The following is a 10268-nucleotide window of genomic DNA, read 5'->3' as shown; positions in this document are numbered from 1 at the left end:
GGATCGGGTGGTGCAGGGCCGGATGGCGCGGGCCGCGGATCTGATGACGAAGTTCCCGGAAGTCATGCGGGCGTTCACGCAGGCGCGGATCAACGCCGCCCACGTCCGCGTGATCCAGGACGCCGGCGCCCGCCTCGACAACGACACGGTGCGGGCCGAGTTCGAGAGCCTGGCGGTCGAGGCATGCGCCGGGGAGACCCCGCACCGGGCGAAGCGGATCGTCGACCGGGTCGCCGAACGGCTCGCCCCGCGGAGTCTCACCGACCGGCACCGGGACGCGCAAGCGGACCGGCGGGTGTGGCGGGAAGACCTCGGCGACGGGCAGAAGGCGCTCGGGGTGATCCACCCCGCCGCGATCATCGACGGGATCTACGACCGGCTCACCCAACAGGCACGCGCCGTCGCGGTCGCAAACGCGCAGGCTGCGAAAGACGAAGCCGGATCCTCCGAGGTGGACGGGCTCGGCGATGCGAACGACCACCGCACCATGGATCAACTGCGCGCCGACCTCTGCGCGGACACCCTGCTCACCGGGGTCGCGTCCGGGCACGACACCGCGGCCGGGCTGCTCGGCGCGATCCACGCACGCGTCGAGATCACCGTGCCCGTGCTCACCCTCCTCACCGCGGACGCCACCGAAGTGACCGGCACCGCCGACGGCAGCGCCGATGCTGCCGATGGATCCGGGTCGCCGGCGGCCACGGCTGGCACCATGTTCGGTGTCCGCACCGAACAACCCGGCGAGCTCGCGGGCGGGCAACCCATCGACACCGACACCGCCCGCACCCTCGCCGGCGGAGCCACCGCCTGGGAACGCGTCCTCACCCACCCGGTCACCGGGGCGATCCTCGCCGTCGACCGCTACCGGCCCAACGCAGACCTGCGCCGCCTCCTGCACGCGAGAGATTCCCGGTGCCGGTTCCCGACCTGCGGACTCCCACCCCGCACCCAAGACCTCGACCACACCATCGACGCCGCCTACGGCGGCGCCACCGAGGAGGGCAACCTCGGCGGGCTCTGCCGACGCCACCACGTCCTGAAGCACCAGACCGCCTGGAAAGTGACACAACGCGGCGCCGGGGTCCTGGAATGGACCAGCCCCACCGGGGCCACCTACACCGACAAGCCACCCGCACCTGTCACGTTCACGGTCGAGGACCCGGATCCACCGCCCGGATCCGACATCGGACCGGCGCCGTTCTGACGGCGCACCCCGCGGCCTGAGGCGCACCTACCTGGCGCGGCCCCCGGTCCTGGGCATAGCCTGAGGCCATGGAGACCCTCCGCGCCATCGTCGTGTTCATCCACCTGCTCGGCTTCGCCACGCTGTTCGGAGCCTGGCTGGCTCAGGCCTTCGGCGGCAAGCGCGAGTTCACGCAGCTCATGAACATCGGCCTCGCGATCGCGGGCCTCGCGGGCCTCGCCCTCGCCGCGCCGTGGGGCATCACCTGGACGCCCGGCATGAGCTTCTACATCAAGATCACCGTGAAGCTCGTGGTGCTGGTCATCATCGGCGCGCTGATCGGAATCGGCATGGCCCGCCAGAAGCGTGGCGACAAGGTGCCGGCCGGCATGTTCTGGAGCGTCGGCGTCCTCACCCTGCTGAACGCGGTCCTCGGCTACTTCTGGCACTGAGCGCACTCCGCTCGATGAGCTCTCATGAGACGCGGGATCCGATCATTCGGATCCCGCGTTTCTCGTCCGGAGAGTCGTCTCGGAACTCGGATGTCAGGATCCGGCGCGTCGCGCAACCTTTGAGGGTGAGAGTCGCGACAGGCTCCGGAAGAGAGGTCACCGCATGACGCATATCCCGACGACGCGCCGTCGCCGAATGATCACCGCCCTCGCCCTGGCCGCCCTGGTCACCCCGATCGCCGGATGCGCCACGCCGCCGGCCAACGCGACGAAGCCTGCGCATGCCACGGGCGCCATGCCCGATATGCCGGAGAAGGACATCGCGCACTGGGTGATGCCGATGGACCAGTTCTCGCCCGCAGTGCTGGCACACCTGTCGAACTATGCCGAGAACCGCCGCATGGAGACCTGTCTCAGCAAGGAAGGCTTCTCGTGGCCGATTCCCGTCGAACCCACCGACGATGCGAGTTACCTCACCTTCCCGAGGAACTTGTCGGCGTTCCCCGCGTTGACCGTCGAGATCGCCAAGCAGTACGGCTATACCGCGATGTACATGCCGGGCCCCACGCCCGATCCACAGACGTCTGTGAAGCTGAACCGGATCGGGATGTCGACGCCCGGGCTCGACACGACGCTGATCGCCTGCAGGGAGGAGAGCCGCAAGACCTTCGATGTGATCAAGGCCGGCGACATCTACAACCTCATCGCCGGCTGGTCTTCAGAGGGGGCGGACCGGATCCCGCAGGATCCGACGGTGAAGAAGGCCTCCGCGGCGTGGAAGAAGTGCGTCGTCGCAGCCGGCTACGACGTCTCGATCTCCGCGCCCGCTGGCGACGAAGCAGAATGGATGCCCACCGAGAAGCTGGGCGTAGAACTCGGATTCTATTCGCCCCCGCCCTCGATGCGCCCGCAGCCGACGGACGGGCCGATGCATACCTATGGCGACACGGAGGTCGACCCCGACACGATCGGGCCGCGGAAGCCGACACCGGCGGAGATCGAGCTCGCCGTCGCCGACGCGACTTGCCGCGACTCCAGCGGCTGGACGAAGGCGTATTACGAAGCACAATGGGACGCCCAGGTCAGGGTGGTGCAGAAACACGCGGACCAGCTCAAGGCCATGGAGGCCGACATCGAGGCGCTCACCGCCCAGGCGCGGCAGATCGTCGCCGAGAACCCGCCGCTGCACTGACGAGAACCCCGATGGATGAACGCCGTGCCTCCTTCGAGGCGCTCTTCGCCGAACACCATACCGCCGTGCTCCGGTACATCGAGCGCCGCGTCGACGACCGCGAGCATGCGAGGGAGCTCACCATGGACTGCTTCGAGATCGCCTGGCGGCGCTTCGATTCGGAACAGCCGTACCGCCGCCCCTGGCTGCTGCAGACTGCACGCAACCTCGTCGGCGACGCCTACCGCAAGCGTGATCGCGAGCGCGAAGGCCTGCGGGACCTCGCGTCGGCCGCCCGGCCGACCGACGACCTCGCGCACGTCGAACTGCGCCACGCGCTCTCGCTGCTCCGCCCCGCCGACCGCGAGGTGCTCGAACTGCACTACTGGGACGGCCTGAGCGCCGAGGAGATCGCCGAAGTCGTGGGCTGCCGGACCGCGGCCGCCTGGAAGCGACTGAGCCGCGCACGGGCGGGACTGCGGTCCATGCTGCAGGAACCCGCCGGATCCGGGAGCCAAGCCCCACAGGCTCCCGATGAACCGAAGAGACCATCTGCATCGCCACCCGGGAAAGGGGTGATGACCTATGCCGCTGACGGACGATCTGCTTGAGACGCTGGTCCGCGAAGCCGACCCGGCCTCGACTCCACCCGGCACCGCTCCGACCGCGGAGGACTGGGCGCTGCTGCGCCGCATGATGGACGCGCCTTCCTCGGCTTCGCCCGTGCGATCGTCGCCGGAAGGCCGGATCCTCGGCCGGATCGCCGCGATCCGCCGTGCGGCGAGGAGCTCCCGCCCGCTCCGGATCGCCCTGCGCACGGCGTGGATCGCACCGGCACTGGCCGCCGTCGTCACGGTCGCTCTGGCGATCGGTCCGATGACCGCCGCCCCGGCCTACGCCGTGACCCCGCCCGTGCTCGTCGCGCATCCGATCCCGCAGACCGCGGACGAGATCCTGGCCGCGTCGATCGCGACCTTGCAGACCGCACAGCCGCGCACACCGACCCGCGACGCGCAGGTCGTGCGGTGGGCGCTCCGCGACGACGGGAAGCCGGATCCGGTCATCACACCCGTCTGGCAGAAGTGGGTGTGGGACGCCGAGGGCACCGGTCACCTCGAGTCCCAGGCGGGCTCCCCCTACTCCGTCACGTCGGACGGGAAGATCGTCGCGCCGGCCGCAGAAGCGCCGAAGGACGGCTCACCCGCCGAGCTGCCTCGGCAGAGCGCGGCCCAGTACTTCGTCGAGCCGCCCGCGGAGCCCGCCGCGCTCCGCGCGTACATCGCCCAGCGCATCGATCTGCCGCCGGACGCCGACCCGATGACGGTGTGGGGTGCGATCAGCGTGATCCGCGACGAATGGGCTCTCAGTCCCGCACAGCAGGCCGCCGCGTTGCAACTGCTCCGCGATGCGGGCGGAGTGAGCGTGCTCGGCACGGTCACCGATCGGCTCGGCCGCTCCGGGATCGCTCTGAAGATCGCCTCCGCGAAGCGACCGCAGTTCACCGCGACCGTGGTGCTCGATGCAGGAACCCGCGAGATCATCGCCGCCGACACGATCTATCAGGGCGGGTCGACCCTGAAGCTGAACGTCGCCCCGGGCTCGGTCATCGAGTACAAGGCCTGGCTGTCGCGCTGAGGGACATGCGGTCGTGGCGTCACACTCCGCCACGGCCGCGTGTCCACCTGTGGATCGGCTGAACGTCGGGCGTAGACTCCCCCGGTGCCCGTCGCGCGGTTGAGGGCCGGCGAGCGCAGATCGACGCACCGACCGGAGGACCGCATGAGTACCGACACCGTGACCGCACCCGCCAATCCCCGATCGCGGGTGATCCTCGCGAGTCTCATCGGCACGACGATCGAGTTCTACGACTTCTACGTCTACGCAACCGCCGCGGTGCTGGTCTTCCCGATCCTGTTCTTCCCCACCGGCAACGACACCACCGCCCTGCTCGCCTCGTTCGGCGTCTTCGGCGCCGCGATGATCGCGCGCCCGATCGGCGCCATGGTCTTCGGCCACTTCGGCGATCGCTACGGACGCAAGGCCACGCTCGTCGCCTCCCTGCTCACGATGGGCATCGCGACCTTCCTGATCGGCCTCCTGCCGACCTTCCAGCAGATCAACTGGTGGGCGGCGCTGCTGCTGCTGATCCTGCGACTGGCCCAGGGCTTCGCGCTCGGCGGGGAGTGGTCGGGCGCCGCCCTCGTCGCCACCGAGAACGCACCGGAGGGCAAGCGCGCCTGGTACGGATCCTTCCCGCAGCTGGGCGCCCCTCTCGGCTTCATCATCGCGAACGGCCTGTTCCTCACCATCAACGCACTGCTCCCGCACGCGTCCGATCCGACGCTGAAGTCGGAGGCGTTCCTCAGTTGGGGCTGGCGCGTGCCGTTCCTGTTCTCGGCCGTCATGGTGATCATCGGCCTCTGGGTGCGCCTCAAGCTCGTCGAGTCGGAGACGTTCAAGCGCGCCGAGGACGAGGGAACGATCCGCAAGCTGCCGCTCGCGACCGTGTTCCGCCACCACTGGAAGCACCTCATCCTGGGCACGTTCGTGATGCTCGCGACCTACGTGCTGTTCTACCTGATGACGAACTTCACGCTCTCCTTCGGCACCAAGCCGTGGTCGGTCGAGATCGCCTCGGCGGCGGCGCAGAAGGCCGCCGAGGCCAAGGGCTCCGCCTTCGACCAGGCGGCGTTCGCCGCGCAGTTCTACCCCGGCCAGGGCTTCGGCTACACCGACTTCGTCGTCATGCAGATCATCGGCGTGGTGTTCTTCGGCGTCTTCACCCTCGTCTCGGGCCCCTGGGCGGACCGGATCGGCCGCCGCAAGCTGCTCATCTGGACCACGATCGCCATCATCCTGTTCGGCTTCACCTTCCCGCTGTTCCTCGGGCAGCACGCCGGCGAGCCCTTCGCGGTGGTGCTCACCCAGTCGTTCCTGATCCTCGGCTTCCTGCTGATGGGCATCACGTTCGGCCCGATGGGCGCGCTGCTGCCCGAGCTGTTCCCGACCAACGTGCGCTACACGGGATCCGCGGTCGCGTACAACGTGTCGTCGATCCTGGGCGCCGCGGTGGCGCCGCTCATCGCGGTGTGGCTCTGGCAGACGGCGGGCGGATCCCCCTGGCTCGTGGGTCTGTATCTGTCGGCGATGGCCGTGCTCACCCTCATCGCGCTGATCCTCATCCCCGAGACCAAGGACCACGCCTACGAGGACGATCTCGGCGTGTCCGCCGGGAGCTGAATCGAAACCGTCAACATCGATTGACAAGCCTCCTCGTGTCAACAAGCATTGACACGAGGAGGCTTTCATGATGAAGACGGCACAGGCGACGGATCCCCAGGGCGAGCCGCTCGCAGAGCTGCACCGGCTGGTCGCCGCACGGCGGGACATCGCCCGCGCCGAGGAGGTGCAGGTGCGCCGCGCCCGCGCGAACGGCTACTCCTGGCAGGCGATCGCGAGCGCACTGGGCACCACCCGCCAGGCCGCGCATCGGCGGTTCGGGCGGCGGTGATCGGGGCGGGGCGTCCGACGACGCCCACTGCATCAGTTCTGTTGATGCAGTAGCGCGCATCTCGCTATTGGCGCGAAGCACCCCGCGCGGGCTTGACTCTTCTCATCCCCCCGAAGCCGCATTCGCCCGATGAGTCGGCAGCTCGGGATCATCGACCCAGGACAGAGGAGTCCCCGATGAGCATCTCGATCGAGACATCCGACATCCGCACCCAGACATTCCGCAAGACTCTGGGGCGCCTCGACATCATCTTCCTGTCGATCGCAGCGATCATCTCGATCGACACGGTCGCGCAGATCGCCGCCGGCGGAGGCGCGGAATCGTTCACCTGGACGCTCGTGATCGGCATCACCTTCCTGCTGCCCTACGCCTTCGTCGTCTCGGAACTCGGCAGCGCCTTCCACGAGGAGGGCGGGCCGTTCGTCTGGGTGCGCCTGGCCTTCGGCAAGCTCGCGGCCTCCATCTCGACGATGTTCTACTGGATCACGAATCCGCTGTGGATGGGCGGATCGCTCGTGTTCATCTCGGCCGCGACGTGGAACGCGTACATCTCCCCGCTCCCGGACGGATCCCCGATCGACCTGTTGTTCAAGATCGCCTTCATCTGGATCGCGATCGCGACGGCGATCGTGGGCCTGCAGTACGGCAAGCACATCGTCGCGGTGGGCGGCATCGTCAAGGTCGCCCTGCTCGTGATCTTCGTCGTCACCGTCGTCATCTACGCGATGCAGAACGGCGTGCACGGCTACGCCGCAGGCGACTTCTCCCCGACGCTCGGCGGCTTCCTCGCAGTGACCCCCGTGATCCTGTTCGCGGTCGTCGGGTTCGAAGCGCCCAACGGCGCCGCCGAAGAGATGCGCGACCCGCAGAAGGACGTCCCCCGTGCGGTCGCATCCTCCGGGCTCATCTCGATCCTCTGCTATCTCGTGCCGATCTTCGCGATCCTCGCGGTCCTCCCCTCCGACAAGGTGCAGGGCGCCACCGGCCTGCTCGACGCCTTCAAGGAGGTGTTCGCCGTGTACGGACCGGCGGCCGAGCCGCTCATGCTCGTCGCCGCCGTGCTGTTCGTCTTCGTGGTGCTGACCCAGGCGAGCGCGTGGATGATCGCGTCGGACCGCGTGCAGGCCGCGGCCGGCGCGGACGGCGCCTTCTTCCGCTATTTCGGGAAGTTCTCGCCGCGCTTCGGCACACCGCTGCGGATGAACCTGCTCTCCGGCATCATCGCCACGGTGTTCTGCGTCGCGGCGACCCTGCTGCTGAAGGGCGGGACCGCTGCCGTCTTCACCGTCGTGCTCACGGTCGCGATCTCCACGCTGCTGCTGTCCTACCTCGTGATCTTCCCGACGATCATCGTGCTGCGGAAGAAGTACCCGGACGTGCCCCGCCCCTTCCGCGTCCCGGGCGGGCGCGCCGGTCTGTGGATCTGCACCGTCGTGATCTACGCCTGGGTACTGCTCGGCGCCTGGGTGGCCGTCTTCCCCGGAACGCTCGAGACGATGCTCGGCGTGACCTACGACTTCCACGACGTCTGGGGCGTGGACCGCGGCACGTTCGAGACCTTCACGATCGGCACCCTCGTGGTCATCGCCCTGCTCGCGCTCGGCGGCTACCTCTTCGAGCGGAATCGGCGACGTGACACCGTGGCACGGCCCAGCGCCCTCGATCTCGAGCTGGAACTCGCCGGCGACTGACACCCCCGCCAGGAGCGCCGCCGCTCCTCCTCCCCGTCCGCCCCGGCGGGCCCGACCGAAGGGATCCTCGTGAGCACCACGACGACCACACCCTCCCTGCCCGACCCGCAGGCCGCCGGCGAGAGCGCGCTCCCGCACCCGCTCGACCCGCTGAGCGCCGCGGAGATCACCGCCGCGCGCGACGTGCTCCTCGCCGAGGGACGCCTCGGCGAGACCGTGCGGGTCGCCTACCTCTCGCTCAAGGAGCCCGCCAAGGCCGCACTGCGCGCCGGCTCCGACGTGCCGCGGGAGGCCAGGGCGATCCTCCTCGACACCGCCACCGACACGACGGTCGACGTCGTGGTGGACGTCACCGCCGGCGTCACGACCGCGGTGACCGAGGTGGATCCGATCCTCGCCGGCCAGGCACCCGTGCTGCTGGAGGAGTTCGCGGCGATCGAGGAGATCCTCGCGGCCGACGAAGGATGGAGGGCGGCCCTCGGCAGCCGCGGGCTCGAACCCGCACAGGTGCGGGTGGCTCCGCTGTCGGCAGGCATCTTCGACTATGAGGGCGAGGAGGGCCGGCGGTTGCTGCGCGGCCTCGCCTTCGTGCAGAAGGATCCCGCCGACTACGCCTGGGGGCACCCGGTCGACCAGCTGGTCGCGTTCGTGGACATGATCGAGCGCAGAGTGGTGCGGATCATCGACGACGGCCCGAGCGACGATCCGCTCACGGACGGCAACTTCGAGAGCCCCGAGCTCACCGGTCCGCTGCGCGAGGACCTCAAGCCGCTGCACATCGTGCAGCCCGAAGGACCGAGCTTCACCCTCGACGGCAACGTGCTGCGCTGGCAGAAGTGGGATCTGCACGTCGGCTTCGACGCACGCGAAGGCCTGATCCTCGGGCAGATCGGGTTCGAGGACCGCGGCACCCGCCGGTCGATCATCGAACGCGCCTCGATCGCCGAGATGGTCGTCCCCTACGGGGATCCGGCTCCGTACCGCTCCTGGCAGAACTACTTCGACACCGGCGAATACCTCGTGGGACGGGACGCGAACTCGCTCGAGCTCGGCTGCGACTGCCTCGGCGACATCACGTACCTCTCCCCCGTGGTCGCCGACGACTTCGGCAATCCGCGGGAGATCCCGCAGGGGATCTGCATCCACGAGGAGGACTTCGGCCTGCTCTGGAAGCACACGGACGAGTGGGCGGGCCATCGCTCCAGCCGCCGCCAGCGACGACTGGTGGTGAGCTTCTTCACCACGGTGGGCAACTACGACTATGGCTTCTACTGGTACTTCTACCTCGACGGCACGATCCAGTTCGAGGCCAAGGCCACGGGCATCGTGTTCACCGCCCGCTACCCCGGCGCCGGCTATCCGTATGCGTCGCAGATCGCACCCGGTCTCGCCGCCCCGTTCCACCAGCACCTGTTCTGCGCACGACTGGACATGGCCGTCGACGGCGACCGCAACGCGGTGCACGAGCTCGATCTGCAGCGCGTGCCGATCGGGCCGGGGAACCCGCACGGCAACGCCTTCACCCGCTCCCGCCGAGTGCTGGGATCCGAGACGGAGGGCCGTCGCCGCGGCGAGGGCGCGGTCGGCCGGGTCTGGGAGGTCGTGAACACCGAGAAGCGCAACCACGTCGGCGAGCCCGTCGCCTACACGCTGTTCCCCGAGGGGCAGCCGACGCTCGCCGCCGCGGAGGACTCATCGATCAGTCGCCGCGCCGCCTTCGCGACCGAGCATCTGTGGGTGACCCGCTTCGCGGAGGGCGAGCGCTACCCCGCCGGCGACTTCGTGAACCAGAGCATCGGATCCCCGGGGCTGCCGGAGTTCCAGAAGGCCGACCGCGGCATCGACGGCGAGGACATCGTCCTCTGGCACAGTTTCGGTCTGACGCACTATCCGCGCACCGAGGACTGGCCGATCATGCCCGTCGACTACACGGGGTTCACGCTCAAGCCCACCGGCTTCTTCGACCGGAATCCGGCGCTCGACGTGCCGCCGGCACCGACCGGGCACGCCTGCGCGCACTGTCCGGACGGTGAATGCCACTGCTGAGACGAAGGCGCCGCGGGCGCTTCGCCATCGCCCGCGTCACGCGCTCCCGAACAGCTCGCGGGCGAGGGTCGCCACGACCCTCGTCCGCGCCGTCGCGCGCACGTCGCTCACCCGTGCGAAGCAGACCTCGAGCGGCTGGACCTCGTCCGCGATCGGAACGGCGCGCAGCCGGCCGCCGTCGTAGGTGAGCGGCGTCTCCGCCACCTGGTTCAAA

General features: G+C 69.1%; 9 protein-coding genes. All 9 read left to right on the top strand.

The window, feature by feature from the left end:
• On the top strand, positions 1 to 1204 hold a 1204-nt coding region (locus B7X32_RS13985), incomplete at its 5' end, for an HNH endonuclease signature motif containing protein (RefSeq protein ID WP_292720746.1).
• A 68-nt stretch (positions 1205 to 1272) separates the two neighbouring features.
• Positions 1273 to 1635, top strand: a complete 363-nt coding sequence (locus tag B7X32_RS13980) for a Fe-S protein (RefSeq protein WP_292720745.1) — start codon at positions 1273 to 1275, stop codon at positions 1633 to 1635.
• Positions 1636 to 1798: 163 nt separating this feature from the next.
• Positions 1799 to 2827, top strand: coding sequence for a hypothetical protein (locus B7X32_RS13975; protein WP_292720742.1), 1029 nt, complete (start codon positions 1799 to 1801; stop codon positions 2825 to 2827).
• A gap of 11 nt (positions 2828 to 2838) precedes the next feature.
• Positions 2839 to 3417: a sigma-70 family RNA polymerase sigma factor gene (locus B7X32_RS13970; RefSeq protein ID WP_292720740.1), complete on the top strand. Its 579-nt coding sequence runs from the start codon at positions 2839 to 2841 to the stop codon at positions 3415 to 3417.
• Positions 3392 to 4441 carry a hypothetical protein gene (locus tag B7X32_RS13965; protein ID WP_292720738.1) on the top strand — a complete coding sequence of 350 codons (1050 nt, stop codon included), beginning with the start codon at positions 3392 to 3394 and terminating at the stop codon, positions 4439 to 4441. Before B7X32_RS13970 ends, B7X32_RS13965 begins: the two co-directional genes overlap by 26 nt.
• Before the next feature lie 144 nt (positions 4442 to 4585).
• The gene (locus B7X32_RS13960) at positions 4586 to 6046 is read left to right on the top strand and encodes an MFS transporter (RefSeq protein ID WP_292720735.1); all 1461 of its coding nucleotides are present in this window, start codon (positions 4586 to 4588) and stop codon (positions 6044 to 6046) included.
• Between the two features lie 67 nt (positions 6047 to 6113).
• Entirely contained in the window at positions 6114 to 6317 is a 204-nt protein-coding gene (locus B7X32_RS13955; RefSeq protein WP_292720733.1) for an AsnC family protein, read from the top strand.
• Between the two features lie 176 nt (positions 6318 to 6493).
• The gene (locus B7X32_RS13950) at positions 6494 to 8008 is read left to right on the top strand and encodes an APC family permease (protein WP_292720731.1); all 1515 of its coding nucleotides are present in this window, start codon (positions 6494 to 6496) and stop codon (positions 8006 to 8008) included.
• Between the two features lie 63 nt (positions 8009 to 8071).
• Positions 8072 to 10054, top strand: coding sequence for a primary-amine oxidase (locus tag B7X32_RS13945; RefSeq protein ID WP_292720748.1), 1983 nt, complete (start codon positions 8072 to 8074; stop codon positions 10052 to 10054).
• The last annotated feature ends 214 nt before the right edge of the window (positions 10055 to 10268 follow it).

It is taken from the genome of Microbacterium sp. 13-71-7 (assembly GCF_002257455.1).
Taxonomy (GTDB): Bacteria; Actinomycetota; Actinomycetes; order Actinomycetales; family Microbacteriaceae; genus Microbacterium.
This window is presented reverse-complemented; position numbering and strand designations above follow the sequence as displayed.

Coding starts and splice junctions, on each gene's coding strand:
- B7X32_RS13980 (WP_292720745.1), top strand. CDS start 1,273: ATGGAGACCCTCCGCGCCATCGTCGTGTTCATCCACCTGCTCGGCTTC.
- B7X32_RS13975 (WP_292720742.1), top strand. CDS start 1,799: ATGACGCATATCCCGACGACGCGCCGTCGCCGAATGATCACCGCCCTC.
- B7X32_RS13970 (WP_292720740.1), top strand. CDS start 2,839: ATGGATGAACGCCGTGCCTCCTTCGAGGCGCTCTTCGCCGAACACCAT.
- B7X32_RS13965 (WP_292720738.1), top strand. CDS start 3,392: ATGCCGCTGACGGACGATCTGCTTGAGACGCTGGTCCGCGAAGCCGAC.
- B7X32_RS13960 (WP_292720735.1), top strand. CDS start 4,586: ATGAGTACCGACACCGTGACCGCACCCGCCAATCCCCGATCGCGGGTG.
- B7X32_RS13955 (WP_292720733.1), top strand. CDS start 6,114: ATGATGAAGACGGCACAGGCGACGGATCCCCAGGGCGAGCCGCTCGCA.
- B7X32_RS13950 (WP_292720731.1), top strand. CDS start 6,494: ATGAGCATCTCGATCGAGACATCCGACATCCGCACCCAGACATTCCGC.